Annotated in this window: 16 protein-coding genes; 4 read left to right on the forward strand and 12 right to left on the reverse strand. The window is 63.0% G+C overall.

The features are described from left to right. Positions 1-52: 52 nt before the first annotated feature. From KA354_04185 to KA354_04195, 3 genes are all read right to left on the reverse strand, one after another. Positions 53-649, reverse strand: coding sequence for a sigma-70 family RNA polymerase sigma factor (locus KA354_04185; protein ID MBP7933828.1), 597 nt, complete (start codon positions 647-649; stop codon positions 53-55). 518 nt (positions 650-1,167) lie between these two features. Beyond that, positions 1,168-1,542 carry a hypothetical protein gene (locus KA354_04190; protein ID MBP7933829.1) on the reverse strand — a complete coding sequence of 125 codons (375 nt, stop codon included), beginning with the start codon at positions 1,540-1,542 and terminating at the stop codon, positions 1,168-1,170. Between the two features lie 58 nt (positions 1,543-1,600). After that, positions 1,601-3,658 (reverse strand): hypothetical protein, encoded by a 2,058-nt coding sequence (locus tag KA354_04195; protein ID MBP7933830.1) that lies wholly within the window; start codon positions 3,656-3,658, stop codon positions 1,601-1,603. A gap of 961 nt (positions 3,659-4,619) precedes the next feature. Between KA354_04195 and KA354_04200 the strand changes: the two genes are divergently transcribed. Then, a complete protein-coding gene (locus KA354_04200; GenBank protein MBP7933831.1) occupies positions 4,620-5,369 on the forward strand; it encodes a hypothetical protein in 750 nt (249 codons plus the stop codon). Between the two features lie 331 nt (positions 5,370-5,700). Here the strand turns inward: KA354_04200 and KA354_04205 are convergent, their stop codons facing one another. From KA354_04205 to KA354_04225, 5 genes are all read right to left on the reverse strand, one after another. Beyond that, positions 5,701-6,840, reverse strand: a complete 1,140-nt coding sequence (locus KA354_04205; GenBank protein ID MBP7933832.1) for a hypothetical protein — start codon at positions 6,838-6,840, stop codon at positions 5,701-5,703. 248 nt (positions 6,841-7,088) lie between these two features. Next, a complete protein-coding gene (locus KA354_04210; protein MBP7933833.1) occupies positions 7,089-8,786 on the reverse strand; it encodes a LamG domain-containing protein in 1,698 nt (565 codons plus the stop codon). A gap of 103 nt (positions 8,787-8,889) precedes the next feature. Further along, on the reverse strand, positions 8,890-9,084 hold the full coding sequence (locus KA354_04215) for a hypothetical protein (GenBank protein MBP7933834.1): 195 nt from the start codon (positions 9,082-9,084) through the stop codon (positions 8,890-8,892). A gap of 249 nt (positions 9,085-9,333) precedes the next feature. Continuing rightward, on the reverse strand, positions 9,334-9,894 hold the full coding sequence (locus tag KA354_04220) for a hypothetical protein (protein MBP7933835.1): 561 nt from the start codon (positions 9,892-9,894) through the stop codon (positions 9,334-9,336). Between the two features lie 153 nt (positions 9,895-10,047). Then, entirely contained in the window at positions 10,048-11,520 is a 1,473-nt protein-coding gene (locus tag KA354_04225) for a hypothetical protein (GenBank protein MBP7933836.1), read from the reverse strand. Positions 11,521-11,729: 209 nt separating this feature from the next. On the opposite strand from KA354_04225, the gene KA354_04230 reads away from it, so the two are divergent. Continuing rightward, complete coding sequence (locus KA354_04230; GenBank protein MBP7933837.1) at positions 11,730-11,891, forward strand: hypothetical protein; 162 nt, start codon at positions 11,730-11,732, stop codon at positions 11,889-11,891. Here the strand turns inward: KA354_04230 and KA354_04235 are convergent. The 3 genes from KA354_04235 to KA354_04245 form a co-directional block, all read right to left on the reverse strand. Beyond that, complete coding sequence (locus KA354_04235; protein MBP7933838.1) at positions 11,846-13,894, reverse strand: family 16 glycosylhydrolase; 2,049 nt, start codon at positions 13,892-13,894, stop codon at positions 11,846-11,848. The two genes, KA354_04230 and KA354_04235, sit on opposite strands and share 46 nt — an antisense overlap. Before the next feature lie 261 nt (positions 13,895-14,155). Next, complete coding sequence (locus KA354_04240; GenBank protein MBP7933839.1) at positions 14,156-15,580, reverse strand: amidohydrolase family protein; 1,425 nt, start codon at positions 15,578-15,580, stop codon at positions 14,156-14,158. A gap of 117 nt (positions 15,581-15,697) precedes the next feature. Next, on the reverse strand, positions 15,698-17,182 hold the full coding sequence (locus KA354_04245) for a PQQ-like beta-propeller repeat protein (protein MBP7933840.1): 1,485 nt from the start codon (positions 17,180-17,182) through the stop codon (positions 15,698-15,700). Between the two features lie 305 nt (positions 17,183-17,487). On the opposite strand from KA354_04245, the gene KA354_04250 reads away from it, so the two are divergent. Together KA354_04250 and KA354_04255 are read left to right on the forward strand one after the other, a co-directional pair. Then, on the forward strand, positions 17,488-19,500 hold the full coding sequence (locus KA354_04250) for a ChbG/HpnK family deacetylase (GenBank protein MBP7933841.1): 2,013 nt from the start codon (positions 17,488-17,490) through the stop codon (positions 19,498-19,500). Further along, entirely contained in the window at positions 19,500-20,588 is a 1,089-nt protein-coding gene (locus tag KA354_04255; GenBank protein MBP7933842.1) for a glucose-6-phosphate dehydrogenase assembly protein OpcA, read from the forward strand. Before KA354_04250 ends, KA354_04255 begins: the two co-directional genes overlap by 1 nt. Before the next feature lie 116 nt (positions 20,589-20,704). On the opposite strand, the gene KA354_04260 is transcribed toward KA354_04255, so the two are convergent. Beyond that, entirely contained in the window at positions 20,705-21,298 is a 594-nt protein-coding gene (locus KA354_04260; protein MBP7933843.1) for a class I SAM-dependent methyltransferase, read from the reverse strand. Between the last annotated feature and the right edge of the window lie 2 nt (positions 21,299-21,300).

Consider the following 21,300-nt stretch of genomic DNA (forward strand, 5'->3'; position numbering starts at 1 on the left):
CGTGCCCGCCAATCGTCCACGGAGTACCTTTGACTCGGGCGGAGCCGTTCTTTCACGAGTCCCTGTCGATTTCTTGCCGGATTCGCCGCAACCGGCTCAGAACGCGCGATTTGGCGATGTACACCGCGTTGGCCGTCAGACCCAGATTCTCCGCAACCTTCTCCGCCGGCCATTCCTCCAGGGCATATAGCTCGAACGCTCGGAACGTGGGTCCGTCCACCTGCCCTCGGACCACGGCCATGCACTCGGCCAGGACCGACCGCTCCCACTCCTCCTCGAACACGTCCGGCCAACTCACCTCGTCAGCCACCGCAGCCAGGAAACCGGTGGCGTCCGAAGGATCGATCACCTGCACTTCCGCCCGGAGCTTGCGCCGCCGGGCTTCGTGGATCTTGTTGGCCGCGATCCCCTGCACCCAGGCCCGCAATCGCCCCTTGGCGGGGTCATAGCGTCCCTCGCGCAGACTCTCCAGACAGGCGGCCATGACCTCCTGAAAAACATCACTCGCGTCCTGCTCGGCGAACCCCGCCCGGCGGATGACGGCCAGCAGCACCGGCTCGCAGCGGCCATAGAATCGCCGCCAGGCATCCTCGCCCGTCGATCGAGCGATCGCCTCCAACAGCACCGTACTGGTCCGGGCTGACGACACGACCGGCCAACCCCCACCCACAAGCCACCCCACAGACAGATCTGCGAGCAAGACCAGTATACCCGAAGGCGGCTACGATGAGGATGGAATAATTGCCAACCCACAGCGAGGCCCCATAAGATCGCCTTCGGCCTTCAAGCACGCCCGGATGGGCATCCGTCCACAAGAGTCTCTATATGCCGCCGCCCGCGTGCGGGCTGGGCCGCCGAGCCAATGGGGTGAGCAGGCTGGCCGATCACGGGCTCTGCTGGGTGTCGCTCCTCATCATTGTGGCGACATCGCACGGTGGACGTTGTTGCCGTCATTCCCCGTCCGTCTGTTCCTTCCACCTGCGGCGCGATCGCTCCCCGAAGGACTCGGGGCACTTCGGCTTGTGACCTGCCACGATCTTCTCGAACTCGGCCATGGAACCCTGTTTGCGAGCATGATCACGTCGGATCTGAGCGACGATCAACTGCCATTCAGCCTCTCGGGCGAGCTTCTCATACAGTCGCTTGGCTATACGAAGGTGCTCGCCATTACCTGGTCCGTAATGCGTTTGAGTCGTTTCTGAGCCGTTTCTGAGCCGTTTGAGTCGTTCCTGAAGCGTTGAGCACGTAGTCGGTTGCCCGGCCGGTCTTTCCGCGGCGAAGGAGGACCTCCCTGCTCACGAGTTCGTCCAGCAGCCGAATGACCGTCGCTCTTGAGACCCTCAGGAGCTTCTGTACCGCTCGATTCGTGGTCACACCTTGCTTTCTGACGGCTCGAACAACCTGCAGTTGCGCCTCGGTCAAGCCTAATGACTGAAGACGATCCTCGCTAAACCGATCCTTGCAGAACATCACCAGGAATCCGCCGGCCTCCTCCCGGAACTCCGGTTCAGGCAACCCCTGTTCGCAGCAGAGGCGACGCATGCGGCCAATGCCCGTACCGGTCAAACAGACCTTCACGAAAAGACAGTGATCGCTTCGCTCAGCGACCGCAGCCTGAGTCGGCCGGAATACCGGCCCCGCTGAAACACCGCTGGAAAACGCCGAAGTCGATCTGGTCGACGTCGTTGTCGCCATCGAAGTTGGCTTTGCCGCAATCACCGGTATGTGGAACGGCGGGTCCGGAATAGCACGACTGGAACGTGTTGAGATCATCCAGGCTCACGTCACCGTCGCGGTCGAAGTCGCCGGAGATTACCGCCGGGCAGCCGTTGGCATCGACGTTCGCGCCCGGAATTGTGTTTGCGCACTGATCCTGCCCGTCGCACACACCGTCGCGATCGGCGTCACCGTCGGAACACAGAGGAATCACATTGGCCGGGTTGGCCAGCGTGCCATTGTTGATCAGGGTGCGGTAGTAGACTCGGCACGCGGGGTTGACCAACCTGGCGCCGCTGTCGGCCTGCAGCGTGTCCACATACACCGCCTCAGCACTGGCCTGGCCTTGGCCGTCGTTGTCGTGCAGGTCCGCGACGTGAACGATGGTGTCACCCGGACCGATGTGCAGCACCATGATCGGGAAATGACCCGCCTTTGTACGATCCAGGCCGGTCGGATCGCGTCCCACATCGCGGCTCATGGCCTCCAACGCCTGGGGATGCACTGCCCCGCGCATCTGGAGCATTGCCTGAGACATGTCGTAGTTCTGGCTGCTGGCGATCGCAAGGTCATAATCGCCGGTCACGCTCAATCGCCAAGGGCCGGGCATCCGTAGCGAGGCGGCCGGTCCGACAGACAAGCTCGCGACGACATCCAACGCGCCCTCCGACCCGGAGAACTGGCCGACGATCGCGCCGTTGTTTGTGAGGTTCCCCACCAGCGTGGTCGTGCCGATCTGCAAGTAGATCGAACCGTCGGGTTCGTTGGTTATGTCGCCGACCCACGTGGTCGTACCGGTGATCACGAGATTTCCGCTGTTGGAGAGGTCGCTGTAGAACTCACCGTAGCCGGTGACCTGGCCGCTCGCGGTGACGGTGAGCACATCGGCCAGGAAGGTCACGCCGGGCAGGTTCATCGCGGCCGACGTGCTGGCCGGCCCAAGGTAGACGCTGGCTCCGCTGGTGGCCGTGAACTGGCCATGATTCGTGAAGAGATCCAGGGCGCTCAGTATGCCCTTGGACATGATGGTCATGTTGCCGCTGTTGGTAACCGCCCCGCTCACGCTCAAGGTGGCGTTGGCTTCGATGGCCGTGTTGCCCTTGAGCGTGAAGCCACCCGGTGCGGCCATATCCAGATTGGAGCCAAGCCGGGCTCGCAAGGTCGCGCCGCTCTCGAGCAGGACTTCGCCCGCATCCACCTGGGCGACGGCGTTGGAAAGGCTGCGCAGCAGGCCACGAATCGTGAGTCGCTTGCCGGGCGCGGTCGCCAGGGCGGCACTGTTCGTCAGGTCGATGGTCCCACCGACTGGCTGGGTGATGAGATCATCGCTACGGAGCAACAGGGCCTTGTTGCCGAAGTTGATCGACGGGGCTTGGGTAAATGCCAATGACGTGCCCAGCATTTCTTGCCCGTTGATCGCAGCGGTGATGGCCGCCGGGATCGTCGGATATGCGACACCGGTGGTAACATTCAGGACGTTGACCGTCTCGCAGGAATCGAGCATGCCGTTGAGATCGAGGTCGTTGGCTTCCGGGCCGAGCGGCGGGACTTCGCACTCGTCGGGCTGGCCGTTGCCGTTGCAGTCGGGGCTTGTGTCGGCGGCGATGTCACAGGAATCGAGCGCGCCGTTGGAATTGCAGTCGGTAGCGGTTCCGGCCGTGATCTCGCACTCATCCGGCCGGCCGTTGGCATTGCAGTCCCGGCTGGTGCTCTCAGCGATATCCACGGAATCGGGCACGGCATTGGTGTTACAGTCCGCGAAGTACTCGTAGGCGCCCATGTCCACGACGGCCGCGCCGTCGCCGTTGCCGTCCATGATCCGCGTCCAGCCGTCCAGATCCGTGGTGAGATCCGCAGACACGGCCGAGTTGTCGCCGACGTCGATGCAGGGCGAGGTGCTCTGCAGTAGGCCCGGCGAAAGCTCTGGGCACTTCGTACGCAAGCCATACGCAAGTTTTCAGGCGGCCGAGGCCCGGATCCGGGTCGGCTTCGGCTTGTCTCGAGGTTGGCTGGCAGTTGCACCCTTGATTTTGACACGAAAAACGCCCCTCAGGGCTTGTTCTGAGGGGCGTCTGAAGTCGCTTTCGGGTTTAGTAAACCGCAGGTCGCCGGTTCGAATCCGGCCGGTGGCTTTGCACGAACATATGTAAACCACTACACAGGAACAACTTGCGTCTGTGCTACACAGGAACCTAACGCCGCCCGCGGTCCCACACGCAGTTCTTACGCAACTCGCGCGCGAGCACGCATCTCGAGGAACGTCGATATTGGCCCGAGAAGCGGGTTTGATGCCATCGCAACCATGAACGCGGATCGAAACAGACCGCAGCTCATGTTGACATTCCACCTGCGCCCTCGGTCCGACGTCGGATCCGAAGCCGAATGCTCTTGCATCAGCCAACGGGCCAACGCGCCGGTTGCCTCGCAGGCCCGATCCTCCCGCTCCGTGGACGTGACCAGCCCGTTCTGGCCATACCGGCCAAACATCTGGTCAAACGCCTCATCCGCCCGGGCGCGAGACTCCTCCCGAAGCTTGGCCAACTCCGCTGCCGATCCCTTCTCGACCATCGCCAATCCTCCGTGACCTGCCGTTCGCGTCGCCCGCATCCTGCCGGCGACTCGTCCCATAAGGCCATGCACCCCGCGCAGCTTTTGCTGTTGACAAAGTCAATACGACTAGACACACTCGACGATATCTAGCGCAACACACAAAAGGAGGTAACGCGATGTTCGCAACTCCGTTCCTCAGATCCAGGTCTTCACACAGAAGCAGTCGAGAGATGAACCCCCCCCACCCCCGGGGCCACGCCGCCGCCCGCCGCGGACTCAAATGTCCTATCAGTGAGTGGTTCGCCGGGAGGTCTGCATGCGGACAGTGCGCCTTCACGCTAATCGAAGTGCTGGTGGTCGTAGCGATCATCGCGCTGTTGCTGTCGATCCTCCTGCCGTCGTTGCATCGCGCCCGCGAGCAAGGCAAGCAGGCCGTGTGCCTGGCGAACCAGCACACGCTGGCGCTGGCGTTCGTGCAGTACGCGGCCGAATTCCGCGACGCGATCGTGCCGTCGTTCACCGACCAGTACAGTTGGGTGGACTGGCCGAAGTTGCCAAACGGCCGCTACCTGACCGAGGACGAGCTGCAGCGCGCCACCGACGTCGAGGCGCACAAGCGGGCGATCCGCGACGGCAAGCTCTATCGGTATACGAAAGCGGTGGAGGTCTATCACTGCCCGTCGGACGGGCGCGACAGGCGGGTCTCTGTCGGCGGGGCGCTCGCGTACGTGACGTATTCGATGCTCAACTGCATGAACGGCGACAACGAGTGGGAGCGCGTGATCGGCGGCACGCGCGTCACCAAGCTCACCTCGGCGATCCGCCGGCCGGGCGACAAGATCGTGTTCGTCGAAGAGTCCGATCCGCGCGGGCTGAACATGGGCTCGTGGGTCATGTACCTGAACCACGAGGAGTGGATCGACCCGCTGACCGTCTGGCACCACGGCTGCAGCACGCTCGGGTTTGCCGATGGCCATGCATTCGTACGCCGCTGGCTTGATCCGCGCACGGTGAAGATGAGCCAGCAGCAGCAGTTCTACCAGCAAGCCCAGAACAACGCCGACTGGCGATACATGAAACGGTCGTGGACGGTCGCGCGGTAGCCGGCGGAGAGCTATGAATGAGGGGATGGGGGATGCCGGGCTTTCCGCGGGCGGCGTAGAAAACGGGACAGACAGGTCCGCTTTCTGGTCTGACAGCCGTTCGCCACAGCGGTACCGAACGGCGCATCGTCTCCAAATCGTTCCGGCGCCCCCCCTCGCGCAAGAATCAATCAGCAGGTCCGGATGCCGGCGGAGCGCCCTCGAGCTTGGCTGCTACCCATCGACGAACCTCAGCCATCTCGTCAGGCGTCACGGTTCCAGGTAGCCCAAGACTGGACGCCGCCAACCCCAGCAATAGCGTTGTCATGACGAGGAATCTCCGGCTTCAATCCTACTTCACCAGTCGCCAGCCGGAAGCGTCAACGGCCAGTGCGGTGTGGCCCTTGTACCGAGCGTACAACCTGTGCATTTCCTTGATGGTGTCGAAGTAGCCTACCACGTGGGCTGCGCTAAAGGAACCGCCGGCTTTTACGGGCTTGCCATGGATCTCCTCGATCATGACGATGATTCCGCCGGGGCGTTGGCTGCACCACGCCTCATAGACGACGGCGGGGGAAAGTGTCAGACCCGCCAGCCAGGGGCCGTCTTCACCCGTTTTCTTGTCCCGCAAGTGGTACGCGCGAATGAAATGCTCCGGCGTCTTGTGGGTGTCGCGTCGGTAGCCGAACTTCAGGTCGGGTGGAAACGGGGTGAAAAACTCGCTGGCTGGGATGCGAACACCCTTTGGACTGCTCAGGTAACTGAGGTAGACTTCGCTGAAGGTGTCGCCTTTCTCGTGGCGGATGCAGCCCGGCGTGTCGTTGCGCAGGAACATCTCATCCGAATCGTTCACGCTGTCGATCTGATCCATCAGGACGAAATACCGCTCTCCCCTGGGGAACACGATCAGTTGCGTCCACCGCGACCCTGCGTTGTGGCCAGGGGCGGCATATTCGTACTTGTAGGTCGTCTTCACCGCGACGAAATCGCTGCCCCGGATGACCTCCGGCTGCACCGGTTTCATTCGGTGGCAGAGCTGCGGGCCCTCGACCATACGCTTGCGATGGCTGCTGCCGTGGGCCATGAGGGCGTATTCCCGTCGCGCCGGGTCGGTCTCGTTCTCGTACCAGGTGTAACGGCCCACGCCGTGTCCGTCCGGTGCCAGGACCTTCTCGCTCCAGGCCTCGTCGCTGCCTGCCTCCATGAGCCAGTCAACGACCATCAGCCCGTCGCCGACTTCGCGGAAGCCCGTGGCCTTATCGAGAAACGATCCCTTTTCGATGCCGGTCATCCACTGCTTGGGGTCTTTCTTGGGAATGACGGCTTCGAGTTTGTCGGTTTCGATCTTGATGGCGCAGTCGTCCTCGGTCACACGCACCCATTCGGTGTCTTTCGTCGGCTGCCCTAGGACGGATCCGGAAACCGCGACCGCCACAAGCCAGCAGGACGATGGCAAGGATCTCTGAGTCATGAAGGTTCGGGAGAGTCTCATGCGGCGTCCTCAAGTTGAAGCGACCGTGACGAGCGAAGATTGGGTCAGCAATGCAGGCATTGTACGATACGGTGCCTGCTGGCGGCAAGTTGCCTTAAGTCGGTGACTCGCCGGCACTCTGCGGCCGAACGAGTAACATGGGCCGGGTGGCCTGCAGGCAGGAGAGCCAGACGAGAACGAATCCGGGGGAGAACCTGCGCGCGGCACGAGCGCTACGGCGCGGACGGCGTTTCCGCCAGAGACCGAGATCACGGGGAGCCCGGTGGGGCCGGGCGTCGGCGGGCAAGCTCAGCGATCGTATCGTCTGACAGGGCAACTCGGTAGAACCCGAGGTCGGCCAGACGGCCGCGGAAGTAGTCGTGTGAGCCTATGCCAATCCGCAAGGGCGCACCGTTGCTCAAATCGAGATCACCAGGCTTGAAGGACCGGGAGCGAGTGACGAGCAAGCCATCGACATAGAGGCGAAGCTGGCTGTCGTCGCGCACGGCGGCGACGTGGTGCCAATCGGGAGGAAATTCGTGGTCGCAGGTCACGTTGCAGCCGGCTTCGAACGACCAGACGTGCCCGGAAGGCATCGTGCCGGCGAACAGCTTGCCCTTGTAGACGGCCATCGACCAGACACGGCGATATCGGATGTCAGGCGTAGAATCGAGCCAGCCGATTTCTGTCCACGTCGTGCCCCCGTCATGGCGATAGACCTTGGCCAGCGGCAGCGAGCCGGCGTACAGCTTGCCGTTGTAAACGACCATCGCCATCGTCTCGTTCTCCTCTCCGAGCCGGCCCTGATAGGCCCATCGGTCACTCTGGTCAAGGCGATAGACGGTCGCTTTGGGCCACGTGGCGAGCCAGAGATGTCCTTCGTACGGCATGAAGGCGTATGTCTGCATGGTCTCAGGTGGAGCGCCCAGATCCTGCCAGCCGCGTGAGGGGTGCCAGCGGGCAACTCGACCGGGTCCGTCGTAGGAGGTCGTGTAGATGTCGCCATTGTAGACGCCCAGCACTTCCACGCGGCAGCCCGGATCGCCCAGGCACCTCCAGCGGCTGCCAGCCTCATATTCGTAAAGCCCGCTGCCGGCCTTGTAGATGGTCGTAGCATAAAGCTTGCTGCGGTAGACGGTCAGGCTGTGCACGGTGTCGGCCACGCCGTTGCGGGGGTTCTGAAGCTGACCACAACAGGTCCATTTGGACGGGCTCTCATGCCGATAGACCTTGCCACCCGGGTTCTTGTTCGGCGAAGGGGGCAATGACGAGCCGACGGAGTCGTAGCAGGCGGTTCCGGCGTAGAGCCGGCCCTCGAAAACCGCCAGCGTGGTGACCGCGTTGGCGGTGTCGGGCGAGCCGCAGTCCTCCCACCGAGTGCCGCCGGCGTAGCGGTAGACGTGGCCGGCCTGATCGGCGTCGAGCTCGAACGTGGCGGCATAAAGGCTGTCACGCCACACGCAGAGCGCAAAGACCATCCTGCAGTTGCCGGGTCGGCCGCAGTCGGCCCAGGGTTGGGTAATCTTCGCATCGTCGATGCCGAAGGCGAGATTGCGCCAGTTGGGCTGGCCCGAGGTGACGCCCGGGTAGTTCATGATGCTCAGCGTGAGGCCCTTGCGTGTGGCGGGATCGAACTTGGCCGCGATATCACCAATGGCGTCGTCCAGGCCCTTGTCGGTGTAAACCCACCCGACGAGCGCAAAGGGTGTCGTTCCGAGCGCCAGGTCCAGATGGTCGGGAATCTCGATGAAACCATTACGGCCGTTGAATTCGGCAGACCCGCCCGCGTTCCAAGTGATGTTGTGGGCGATGCCGTCGTGGCCCCGACCGGTGGCATCGCGGGCGTCGGTGGCGAGCGGCCAGTGGGCAATGGGCACGGGCTGGGCCGGGAGTTCTGCGGCCATCGCCGCGGGAAACACGAGCCAAGCGAAAACCGCGCGGAAGTGCTGCATAAACGCCGTTTCCATGTCAATCACCCTTGCGAGTTCGCGTCCACGTCACGCGTACACTCAAATGGCGCGGTCCGATGTGCCCGTTTCCTTCAGCCATCACCGCCTCGTCCATGTCGCGTCAGTACGTACATTCGTACGCCGCGTGAGCGAAAGTCCACAAATTCTCTGGCGGGGCATCGAAGAAATGGTCCGAGGCCGAGAGGATGTAGCCGCCATTGGAGCCGAAACCCTCGAAGAGCCGCCGGACCTCCGCGCGGATCTGCCCGGCCGTGCCTCTGGTCAAGACACCGAACGGGCTCATCCCCTCGATCATGGCAACCTTCCCGGCGAAGACATCCCGCACACGCTCGGGATGGGTGATGCTCCCGCCGACCCCGGCGGCGCGAGGGCTGCTGAGGCGTCGGTACCGTTCCCAACGATCTGGTCCAGAATGAGCATCATGCCGCCGCAGGTGTGATCGGTCACTCGATGGCCGGCTGCGTGCAAGGTATCGTGAATCTGCTGGTCGTAGGGAAGGCTCCCATCAGAGTGTCAGGTGAACGCAGCATACAACCTGATGCGTTCACCTGCCATCAGAGGATGGCCCCGGGTGGCCACCATGCCTCACCTCGGTATCGACAAAGCTGATCGTGTCCGGCTGCTCGGCCAGAGTGTAGCCTGCGACCTTGTTGCCCGCGAAATCCTCAAAGCCACCGTTAGCCAGGTTCGGCGCAGGGTCGGGCACAAGCCTTGCTTCAGTCCCCTTCACAACAAACGGGGCATCTTCCACCATGAGCCCCTCGGCCAGGTTCTCATCGTGCGCCAGCACTGAGCCGGCATAGCCAACGGAGAAGACCGAGGGGATCAACTCCAATTTGTTACGCTCGCAAACCTGCCGCACCTGGTCCAGACGCTGGAAGAAAGCCGGAGTCTTCTTGCACAGTGTGTCCAGCCCAAACGACACCACCGCCCCGTTGAGACCGGCCTTCCCGGCCGTGTCCAACACGTTGGTAACTTCTGCGACATCGCCGTCCGAGTCCAGGCTCCAGCCAAACACCCATACCAAGCGGTCCGCGTAGGGGGCGGCGGCAGTGACATTCGCCAGGCCCGCAACAAGCAGAAAAAGGGTAGGAAAGTGCTTCATGTCGGATCCTCGAATTGACCGTTGGATTGTCCTGCGCGTGTCGGGCATGTCAACCGACATTTCCCAGATCACCTCACCCGGCTACGCCGCCGGGCGGTGTCCCGCTCCGGCGAGGGACTTCAAGACCCGAAGGCCGGATGCGTTCGGTGGTCTCTACGCCGTTTCGTCGGTCATGGTGATGCTCTTGAATTTGCAGAGCCGCCGCAAATCCTCGCGCACATCGCCGTAGCAGGTGACACGGTGTAGGCCGTGAGACCAGTTGAGCCAGAGCTTCCGGGAATCGCCGTCGATCTTGACTGTAATCTTCGTGCGACAGCCGCGCTCGCTTTCGGGCGTGTCGATGATGGTGCCGGTGAAACAGCGCATGTTGTCCGCATCGACGAGAATGGCCTGCGTGACCTTTTGCCCGACGCGCATGCGCACCTGCGGCACGCAGCCCTCCTGGCGCTCCATGATACTGCGGAGCTTGTACGGGGCGGCAGGTCCGGCGGGACCATCCATTTTCATCGAGCCGAGGCAGTGAGCCAGGATGATACCGTCTTGCGAGGTGTCCATGGTCGGATCGCTGATGAAGCCAGGGCGACCTGCCACACCCTGGAATATGATGTGGGTCATGGCGCAGCTCAGGTCGGACTCGCAGATTCCGCCGAGGCCCATGTTGTTGAGCCGCACGTTTCCGATGCAGGGAAACGCCGGAAGCTGATGGTACATCGTGCCGTAACAGTCGGTGGTCATGACGGTGGCGTTTTCTTCATCCATGAGCTTCTCGAACGCCAGGGCCAGCCGGCAAGAACGCATTACTTCGTCGCGCGAGGGCTCCACGACGGCTGTGGCACCGCGAATCCACTGTTCGGCCTCGGCTCGAGCGACCGATTCGGGAATCGCCTCATACGTCTTCATCATGCGTTCGCGATCGATCACCTCGACGGATGTGCCGAACTTCTCCGTGAGTGGGTTGAGCCGGGCTGCCGGCCAGGGCCGCGAAGTTACGTTGAGGATCTTCGCCTCGTGGAGGTGATGGATGGCCCGGATCGGGCGGATGGCCACGGCCAATTGGCTGGTGTCGCTGGTGAGCAGGCAATCGAGCTGAGTCCCTTCCTTGCTCCTTGCGAGTGCGCCGAAACCGGTCCACTCGTGTCCGGAGTAGGGGGCCGCAAAGAGCATCGTGGGTTTGTTCGCTGCTAGCAGCTCCTGCAACATGGGCGTAACGCCCATCGATAGGTGAATGATGAGCACGCCGTCAACGCCGGCGAGCGCTTCCTTGGCCTGCCGGGCCTGCTCGACGGACGTAACCGGCGTGTTCTTCTGCGTGGGCGGCGTGGCGACAAAGTCCACATCCGCGAGTTCCTTGCTCATCTTGGTCAGGTCGGCTTCGTAGCGAGCAATTTCGGCATTGAGGTTGAGCTTGGGCGTTGGCCAGAGCCCGCCGGCAGGATTGGCCAGATAGATCTTGGCCACACGCACTTTCGAGCCGCGGCAACCGGGACTCACCAGGCTGAGGGGCGTGGGGGGCGAGGCAGCGGCTTCGGACCAGAAGAACCCTCTCCGGTTCGTACAGCCGGTGCACAGAACGCTTCCGGCGATGACCGACCTCATCACGTCTCTTCGCGTTGGTGTCCAGTTCATGCCAAGCTCCTTGGAAATGCCCCCGTACCGATCGAAGCATAATCGGGTTGGGGATCGGATGCCAGTGTAGCGTGAACTGGCGGGGGTTTAAGGATCAACGGGACTGAATTCCACCGCGCGGCAAGACGAGGGCGTGATGGATCGCTGTCCTCATCGGTGTCCAGTCCCGCTTCACGAGGCCCGGCCGCCCCGGCCGGGGGAGGAGTACCATGACGTTTATCAGGACGCTGCTGCTCGAGTTCGTGGACGAACACGGCGTGAGCCACATCTACGAGCTGCACATCGAGATACTGCGCGACAAGCCGGAGACACCGGAGCACACGAGTCACTTCGCGCAGTTCGGGTCGGCCGGCTTTCCGGTTCCGCTGTAGCACCGCTGGAAGATGCCGAAGTCAGATTGGTCTGTGTCGCCATCACCGTCCGCGTCCAGTCGCTCGAAGTGACTGGACAGGCAATCAGCGGGGAGGTTGGTCATGCCCTCTCCGGTTTCGCAGGCCCGAAAGACCAGTAGATCGGCCAGATCGACATCGGCATCGCTGTCGAAATCGAACCGGTGCTTGTAGGGGCGGGCCCAAGCCTCGATGGAATCGGCGCTCTCGGTTGTCGAGCTCACGGCCGTCACCACGTAGTAGTAGGTCACGCCGCCCTGAACGGCCGTGTCGGTCAGATGGTTTTCCGCGAGACTGGCCAGAGTTGTATACGGACCGCCTGGCGCGATCGATCGCTTGACTCTGTAACCGGTTGCCCCGGCCGAAGTACTCCAGGTGAGCGTGACCCGAAGCTGGCCCGGCACGGCTATCAAGTCTGCGGGCGCAGGAAGGAAGGCGTGGCCCTCGAACTCCAGTTCAGCCACGTTGCAGTAGGCTCCGCCGGGAGAGAGATACCGAACAAACCGGAAGCCGGAGACCTGTTCGATAGCCTGGTCGTTCACCGTCTCTTCCGAGGGGGTGTCGGTGATGGTGAACAAGTTGGTCGCACCGCTGAAACTCGCGTTGCTGGATCCCTGGAACCGCCCGCCGACCATGCGCGCGGCGTAGCCTGGGCGGGCCCAGTAACGCACCTTGGTGATTCGTTTGAGCTGGCCGGAGCCGAAGTCCAGCCCTGCCCAGGCTCCGCTGGCTTCGGGAGCGTCAAAGAACGAGTGCGGTACGCCGTCGAATGCCTTCTGAAAGACGTTGCCGGCGTTGTTCCAGGAGCCAGCGGTGCCGATGACCGTTCCGTTCAACCGTTCGCTGGATGCCCATACATCCACGCGGTCCACGGGGATCGAGCCGCCGGAACTGGCGGTGTTCCGGTTACCCGTCACGCGTATCTCGAAGACATGGCTGCCCGCACCCAGCGAGGGACTGACCCAGACCAGCGCCTTGTCAGTTCGGTCTGACGCATAGAAGTCCACCATTGTCTCCGCTCCACCATCGATGGACACGGCTCCTATGCCGTGGTTGGATGCCTTGGCGGCGTAGAGATCGATCCGTGCTCCTTCGAACCGGAGGCGGCAGACACTACCGGTGACGCTTGACCAGTGGTTGTCGCTGAAGAAGGCATTGGATTGCGTTGACGAGTAGTTCCAGGAACCTAAGTACTCAAATTCGCTCTTTTTGGTACCGATGGTGCTGTCATTGATGACCGCGGAAGGGGGATCGTAGATGCGGCAGCCGTCGATCTCTGAGTAGTTGGGAGCGGGGGTGGTGTCGTCAAAACCGTAGGTCATGCCGCTGTTCAACATGACATACATGGCCTGAGAGGGCATGTAGTCGGCATAGATGCTCTTGCGGACGATTCCGTCCCGGTACCAGATCGCATAACCAGGACCCCACTCCAACCCGTAGGAATGCCAGCTGTCCACACCCAGGTTGTAGAAGTTGCTGCTGTTCCAGGTTGCAGACGGGCCATAGCACAATCCCATGTGCATACGGTCGTCGCCGCCAAAGTACTCGGCGATGTCGAACTCCGGCGGCCAGCCCCACGATAGCATCCAGAACGCTGGCCAAGTGCCCCTGCCGGTGGCGAAACGGGCGCGGATCTCCACGTATCCGTAGGTGAAGTTCTTGATGCCGTCGGTGTACACGAAGCCTTCGCTCCAGGGATACCCGCCGAACTCGCTCCCGGTTGCCTTTCGGCATCGAAGCCAGAGCGAGCCGTCCTGGACGTAGGAATCGGCCTGGGTGATGTAGCTGGCGTACTGATCGGTGTGATGCTGGCCGCCCCAGGGAAGCTGCCCGCTCTTCCACTTGCTCGAGTCGATCTGGGAGCCATTGAACTCGTCGCCGAAGACCAGCGGCCAGCCTGTGCTGGGCGGTGCGGCCAGAGCCTGCAGTCCGCCGAGGAAGACGAGGTTCCACCAGCAGACACACCACAGGCCACGAACCGGCATGGACGACCCTCTCCGCGACTGCCCCATGCTTTATTATTGCGGGAGCTGGGGCTTGGATCAAAACTGCCGCACCGACTCGTGACGCGGCAATGCCGAAAAAAGACATAAAGTCTATCCAGGCAAGACGTTAGGCCTGTCCCGCTTCCGGGCGAATGAGGGCTGCCCCGGCTCGGCTGCCGGGGGGGGCGGGCGTGGGCCCTTCGGCTTCTCACTTGGGGCATCAAGGCCGGACGCGGTCGTGGCCGAGTACCCAAGGGACGATCAGGGCGCAGAGGCGGCTTGGCTGGTGCTGGACATCGAAAGCGGGAGCCGGCCCTTGTGTTTCCAGAGCCGATCCTTGAGTTGTGGGAACAGCGCCAGGGCATTGTCGCGGAGGATCTGTCGGCCGATGCGCAACGCGTGCTCCTCGTTCAGATCGCCGCGATCCACTTTCTCGGCGAGGACCTCCGCCAGGCACCGCCGGGTGAACTCGGTTGCCCCGTAGACGCCTTCCGGGTGCAAGCAGTCGCTGCCCCACAAGATGCGGTCCGACGGCATCACTTCCAGCCAGACGTGAAACGCTCGCTTGGCCATGCTGTAGCTCAGGGTGGGCAACCAGACGGAGTCGAGCCAGACATGGGAACCGTGCCGCATCACAATCACCCCCGTCTCGTCGACCCAGGGAAAACCTCCGTGAAAGAGGATGAACTTCGTCTTGGGATTTGCCTCGATCAGATCGACCAGCAGCATCGGGCTCGAACCTTGGATGCGGGCGTGACCGGTGTGAATCTGAATGGGAAGCTCATGCTTGGCGGCCAACTCGACGAGGTGCCACATGAGGAAGTCCTCGAAGTCGCGCACTTCTTCGGGTTTCAGTTCTCCACGAGGCCGGCCGAACACCTGGGCCGCGCGTTGCCTGGCCACTCTCCTGAACTCCAGCGTGCGCACATATGCCAACACCTGCTTGAGAGCCACCGCGCCCCGTGACTTGGCGGCGGCGATGAGGCGGTCGATCAGCATCAGGTAGTCATCCAATGACTCGACGCGCAGCCCCTGTTCGCGAGCGAACTTGTACGGATCGTCGTGGGGATTGGGGAATTCGGAGGGGTGGAATCCGCGGACGAGCGGGTCCACGTTGAGCACGAGCGCCGCGAAGGGGTAGTCCGGCCGATGGTCCAGATGAGCCCAGAACGGATCGACAAGCATCAGCTCGATGTTGGCACGTTCCGTGATGACCTCATGCAGCCATCTGGGATCGCGGTAGTTCTCGGTGATCCTCCGGTCCAGCTCGCAGGCCTGGGCGTCGGTGATGCGATCGAAGTCGATACCGTACAGGTCCTGGATGGCCGGCAGCTGGTAGCGATAGAAGCTTGTGGCTCGAGCATTGACGAAGTCACTCTTGGCCACTGCCCACCAGGTTTCGCAAGGCTGATCGGGCTTGCGTTCCGTGAGGGGGTTGAACCAGGGATAGTAGCTGCTGTGCCAGAGCTGGTAGAGATTCATGCCACCGCCCCCGCCTGCGCGGGTGACCAATCGTTCGAAAGGCACGAGATGGTCATGAGTATCGATGGCGGGAACAGCATCGAGACAAGCCTTGATGCGGGCGTACGTGGGCGTACGTCGTTCAAGTCCGGACCTGCTGTAAAGGGGAGTGCAGGAGGCGAACAAAGCGACGATCGTCAGGCATCGCATACTGCGAGACAACATGGCCGCTCCTCCCGAAATCGCATGGTGGCCTGGCTCGGTTCAGCGAGCGTGGCCGGTCGCGGTACGCAATGAGCGCTCCGATCAGCGGGTCAAGCGCATTCGGGCATTCAAGGCGGATTAGTCGACTGTCCAGAGGGTCAGCGAATCCTGGTCCTTGATGAAAAGCCTGCTGCCCGAAGCGACAGGATACGCATAGGTAGGCGTGTCCGCCACCTTGATCTTGGCCCGTTCGGTGTACTGCTTGTCTCCCGGGGCGAACACGATCAGCTGCGAAGCGGGAGTCAGGGCCAGCAGTACGGTGCCGGCGTCTACGATCGAGCCGTAGCCTCCGCGCGAGCCACCTCCTCGCCCGCCCATTCCCGGACCGCGGCCTCGGCCTTCCCGGCCGCCTCCAGGACCCATGCCTTCACGACCGCCAGGAGGTCCCTCTCGCGGTTGACTCGCGGCACTCCGCTCGGCGTCGCTCGGCCGGTTAGTCGCGCCACGATCACCCTCCCGAGCGGTTCCGTCGCGACCGCCTCGTTCACGACGGCCCTGGCCGCCCATCCCGCCAGGCCCTCCCATTCCCGGTCCTCCCGCGTCGGCCGGGCCGACTGATACCGTCCACGCAGTCTTGCCGGTCTGCTTATCGAGGCAGAAGAGCTCGTTGGACTGACTCAAACCATACAGAAGCCCTTCCTTGACCACCGGGGTGTTGAACTGCACGGACTGATCGGGGTTCCGCCAGATTTCCTTGACGGCTACGCCGTCCCCATCCTTCTCGAATCGGATCGCTCGTGTTCCACGGCTGCTGCCGGAGAAGATCAGAACCTGTCCATCCACGACCGGTGTCGAGGCGTTGTACCCGCGCATCCCCTGCTCCATGGCAAACGGCGTCTCCCACACTTGTTTGCCGTCCGCCAGCCTGATGGCCGCGATCCTGCGTTCGGTCTCGGCGATGATTAGTCTCATGCCATCGATCATCATTAGCACCGGCGAGGCATAGGCTGGGCTGTCACCGGTCCATGTCCATTTCTGCTCGCCGCTTGCCAGGTCGTACGCGATGAGCGCTCCGTTGTCGCCGCCGCCGAGTTGAGCGATGCACATCCCGTCGATGATGATTGGGGAACTGGAGGTGAAGAATCTCGGGACGGCGCCCTTGAAATCGTCCTTGCGCCAGAGCACCTTGCCCGTGGCGGCCTCCAGGCAAGAAAGTGTGCCCCGAACGCCCAGGGCTACGATCTTGCCCTCAGCAACAGCCGGCGAGCTTCTCGGTCCGGAGAAACTCGACGCCGGGCCCGTGGCACCAGGTGACTCGTACTGGTCTTTCCAGATCTCCTTTCCGCTGGCGGCGTCCAGGCAGTACAGGGTCTCTTTGCCGTCCAGGCGCGAGAACACGTAGAGCCTCTCTCCGAGCAACGCCGGCGTAGCGACACCCTCACCGACCGGCACTTTCCACTTCTGGGCCAAGGCTGTTGGCCAGGATTCGGGGGCCTTGAACGCGGCCTTGGCGTCGCGGTTGACGCCGCGCCACTGAGGCCAGTCCTGGGCCCGAGCGTCACCAGTGACGACGTACAGCAGAATCCCCAGTGCCCAAAAGGCAACCTGACTCGGAAACCGCATGGCATGGCTCCTTCGCATCAGCGTACCCCGGAAAATGAGATGGTCGACCGGCACCAAGATCCCACCAGGGCTTGTGGTTGTCAACAGGCCTCGCCCCCGCTGAATGGGAGAGCAGTCCATCGGCCGGTGACGTCGGGCCTGAGCAGGCAAGGACGTTGGAGGGCATGGTTGACGCTCGCGTGACGCGATCTCCGGGAGCTGGTTGCCTCATCTACGACGAAATCATAGAATCGGTACTCTTGGTCACCGCGTAACCGGAGACGCAGTGACTGCAATTCGGACAGGGGTTGGGCGAGGCGAGCGTGATGCGTCGATGGCTGTCGATGACGGTCGTGCTGGTTGGGTTGGTCGTACTACGCGTTCATGCCCAAGATGCCGGTCCCGGGTCGAGGCCAAACCAGAGCGTCGCCCAGCAGCTTGGCTTCCGCATCGATGAACGGTTGCTCATCATTCACGCGGACGACGCGGGCATGTGTCATGCAGTCAACCTCGGCACGATCGAGGCCACCTCGAAGGGGATCGTCAACTCGGCGAGCGTCATGACCCCCTGTGCCTGGTTTCCCGAGATGGCCGCCTATTGCCGTGACCACCCCCAGTTGGACACGGGCGTTCACGCCACCCTCACCAGCGAGTGGAAGTACTATCGATGGCGGCCGGTCTCTCCCCACGACAAGGTGCCTGGCCTGCTCGATTCCGAGGGCTTCCTCTGGCCCGACGTGAGGGGCGCTGCCCAGTCCGGCCGGGCGGAAGAGGTCGAGCAGGAACTGCGTGCCCAGGTTCAGCGGGCATTGGCCTTCGGGATCAAGCCCACGCATCTCGATACCCACATGGGAACCGTCTTCTCCCGCCCCGACTTCTTCCAGGCGTATCGCAAGGTTGCCAACGAGTTCAAGCTGCCGTACCTGCTGCCGCGCCTTGCACCGGATCGGCTGGGGAAGATGAATCCGGCGATCCGGGCCACGGCCGTGGCTCTGCAGAAGCTCATGGAGAGCAGCGGGGAGTTAACTCTTGATGATCTGGTGAGCATCGAAGGCGATGTGCCTCCAAGGGATCAGAAGCGGTTCTACCTCGATGCGATTCGTTGCCTCCGCCCCGGCATCACCCAGATCATCATTCACGTGGGTATCGAAAGCCCTGAGTTGGCGGCCACGACTTCCATGCATGCCCGTCGCGACATGGATCGCCAGGTTTTCATGGATCCCGAAGTCAAGCAGGTGATCGAGGCGGAGAAGGTTCGCCTGATCACGTGGCGGGAGATCGGCGAGCGCCAGCGCCGCTTCCTTGGATTGCACGGCGGGCCGTCGACCGCACCGGCAGCAATACCGGGTGGGGTCGAAGCGCGGCCCGGGCCCGAGCACGAGAGGGGAGTGGTCAAGGCTTCGCAGATTCGCCCGATGAAGAGCGAGTCCGACCCTCGGCTGGCGGTACTCCTGAAGCGGTATGAGGAGCCACCCGGTGATGTCCCCTGGGCGATGGACCGCATCTCGACCATGCCTTCCTGCGACATCTACGACCTGCAGTTTCCCTCGCCGGTCATCACGGCGACGCCGGAGAACAATACCGTCTGGTGCGAGTACTACCGTTGCCGGGGCGAGGCCAAGCGCCCAGCGGTTATCGTGCTGCACATCCTGGATGGCCGTTTCCGTGAATCGCGGCTGATCTGTCATTATCTCGCCGCCCGGGGCATCGACTGCATGATGCTCAAGATGGCTTACTACGGCCCGCGCCGCCCGAAAGACCCGGAGCGAGTCCGGGCGTTCACGCAGGATATCGACACCGTCTGCGAGGCGGTCCGCCAGTCGGCCATGGATGCCCGTCGCGCGGCTCGGTGGTTGGAAAGCCGACCCTGCGTGAATGCCAGCCAGATCTCGATCCTCGGAACCAGCCTCGGCGGTTTCGTAGCCAGCGTAGCCAGCGGTGTTGACGGTCGCTTCGCCCATTCCGTTCTGATCCTCACCGGCGGCGATCTGCCCACCGTCCTCACGACGAACGAGAAGGAGGTGGCCGCGGCCCGGCGGGCGTTCGAGGCCAGCGGCATGACTCGCAAGGACCTGGTTCGCAGACTGGAACTTGTCGAACCGTTGACCTTCGCCAGCCGCATTGACGGCAAGACGGTACTGATGATCAACACTCGCGAGGATCCGATCGTGCCGCCCACTAGTGCCCGAGCACTGGCCAAGGCCATCGGAGGTGTGCGTCACCTCTGGTATCCGGGCGACCACTACGCGATCATCTACCGGGTGTTCGAGATCCTGGACCGCGTGGCCAGGTATCTCACCGACTCGCCGCAGGCGGATTCGCGTTCGGGGGGCATGTGATGAGCGCGGCGGCCAACGTTGCCGACCTGCTTGACGACCTTCTCAAACCGGAGGGCGCCCCCATCAGCGACCCGGGACAAATTGAACGCGCCCTGGCTCTCTTGTGGGAGCCCTCCGCCGAGGGCGGCGACAGGGTGGCCAGCCGGATCTGCGTCGCCAATCTCGTGATCGTCAGCCGGGCGGAGAACTGGCACGGGCTGGTCGAGGTCCTGGCCGACATCTCACCCGCCTATCCGACGCGGACCATCGTGCTGTTGCCGGGCGGCGATGCGATCACGGCCTTTGTCTCTGCCCTCTGTCATGTGCCCCAGCCACACCAGCCACAGGTCTGCTGCGAGCAGGTCGTTCTTCGTGGCGGGCCGGCCGATGGCCGGAACCTCGACCGGACGCTGCTCCCGCTGCTGGAGTCTGACGTGCCCACCATGGTGTGGTGGGTCCGGGACCCGGCCGATTGCCCTGCGCTGCTCCATTCCGTTCGGCAACGAGCGGATCGGCTCATCCTTGACGCCGGCCGCGCGGGCTTCGCACACTTGGCGACCCGGGGACGCTGTGCGGTTCGTGAGCTGGGTTGGTACCGTACTGCTCGCTGGCGACAACTGATCGCTGGCATGTTTGACGGCTCGGGCGCTGATGATCCCAACCGCATCGAGCATGTGATCGTCGGCGTCGGCGAGTGTGGCCCTGACAGTCGGGTGGATGCCGTATGGATGGCCGCCTTCTTGGCCGGTCAGCTCGACTGGCACCCGCGGAAGACCGTAGCCCAGGGCGTCTACGAACTTGCCGCCGGACAGCGGCTTGTGAAGGTGGAGTTGGTGCCGTGCAATTCCAGAGGCGGTGCCTGCAGAGTCGTGATTGTTGGGGGGGGGTACAGCTACGAGATTGCGTCGTGCCCGCACAGTCCAGGCGAGTTCCAGGTGCACATCTGCGACGAGAACACCTGTCTCCTGCCGCGCTGTCTCGAGTCGCCGTGTCTTTCCCGCAAGGACGCACTACTGGCAGCCATGACCGGCCGATTCGTCGATGCGGCCTTTGCCCGGGCAGCTCCGATCGCGGCATGGATGGCAGAGCAGGTGAGAGCTGAGGGATGAAGGTCCAGGTTACCGATATCGCGGCTCCGGGATGACCGTCATCCACGCAGCGGCACGGGCCGCCGCTCATGGCGATGCAGGCGCGAGCTGATGAGCAGTTCTTCGCTTTGTCCTCCTCATCCCTGGCTTCCCAGGAGTACCGACCAGAACAGATGCTGTTTTCGTTCGTCCGGCATGGGATCCAGTCGGAACTCGCGTAAATGGCGGATCTTGAACCGGTCCGCAAAGGCGGCGCGGATCTCCTCCTCGGACACCCTCGGCGGCCCCGGGTCGGTGTTCTCGTTGGCGTTCCCGCACAGCACCAGCAGGAGACCTTGCTTCGCGAGCAACCGGCGCAGTGCGGTCACATAGGCGGCCTCGTCGATCTTGCGGACCGCGTGGTAGCAGCCGATGTCCACGATCAGGCCGAAGGGTCCGCCCAGATCAGGCAGTTTGAAAACGTCGGCCAGGACAAAGCGACATTCCGCACCGGCTGCCACGGCTTTCTGTCTGGCCCGTTCCAGGGCCGTCGGTGAGATGTCTACCCCGGTGACGTCAAAACCCAGCGATGCGAGCCAGAGGCAATCGTTACCGGTGCCGCAGCCCAGTTCCAGGGCCCGGCAGGGCTGGATGGCCTGTTCCTCGAGGACGCGAGCCAGTTCGCGGTTGCGTTGTCCACGCTCCCATGGCGTGTCGTTCTGAAGGTATCGCTCGTCCCATGGATTGGGCATCG

The sequence above is a fragment of the Phycisphaerae bacterium genome, assembly GCA_018003015.1.
GTDB lineage: Bacteria > Planctomycetota > Phycisphaerae > UBA1845 > PWPN01 > JAGNEZ01.

Bases quoted from the DNA above. Each gene is read 5' to 3' on its own strand.
- KA354_04215 (MBP7933834.1), bottom strand. From the start codon at position 9,084: ATGATCGAGGGGATGAGCCCGTTCGGTGTCTTGACCAGAGGCACGGCC.
- KA354_04230 (MBP7933837.1), top strand. From the start codon at position 11,730: ATGACGTTTATCAGGACGCTGCTGCTCGAGTTCGTGGACGAACACGGC.
- KA354_04205 (MBP7933832.1), bottom strand. From the start codon at position 6,840: ATGAGACTCTCCCGAACCTTCATGACTCAGAGATCCTTGCCATCGTCC.
- KA354_04240 (MBP7933839.1), bottom strand. From the start codon at position 15,580: ATGTTGTCTCGCAGTATGCGATGCCTGACGATCGTCGCTTTGTTCGCC.
- KA354_04190 (MBP7933829.1), bottom strand. From the start codon at position 1,542: ATGCGTCGCCTCTGCTGCGAACAGGGGTTGCCTGAACCGGAGTTCCGG.
- KA354_04225 (MBP7933836.1), bottom strand. From the start codon at position 11,520: ATGAACTGGACACCAACGCGAAGAGACGTGATGAGGTCGGTCATCGCC.
- KA354_04250 (MBP7933841.1), top strand. From the start codon at position 17,488: ATGCGTCGATGGCTGTCGATGACGGTCGTGCTGGTTGGGTTGGTCGTA.
- KA354_04220 (MBP7933835.1), bottom strand. From the start codon at position 9,894: ATGAAGCACTTTCCTACCCTTTTTCTGCTTGTTGCGGGCCTGGCGAAT.
- KA354_04210 (MBP7933833.1), bottom strand. From the start codon at position 8,786: ATGGAAACGGCGTTTATGCAGCACTTCCGCGCGGTTTTCGCTTGGCTC.
- KA354_04260 (MBP7933843.1), bottom strand. From the start codon at position 21,298: ATGCCCAATCCATGGGACGAGCGATACCTTCAGAACGACACGCCATGG.
- KA354_04245 (MBP7933840.1), bottom strand. From the start codon at position 17,182: ATGCGGTTTCCGAGTCAGGTTGCCTTTTGGGCACTGGGGATTCTGCTG.
- KA354_04255 (MBP7933842.1), top strand. From the start codon at position 19,500: ATGAGCGCGGCGGCCAACGTTGCCGACCTGCTTGACGACCTTCTCAAA.
- KA354_04235 (MBP7933838.1), bottom strand. From the start codon at position 13,894: ATGCCGGTTCGTGGCCTGTGGTGTGTCTGCTGGTGGAACCTCGTCTTC.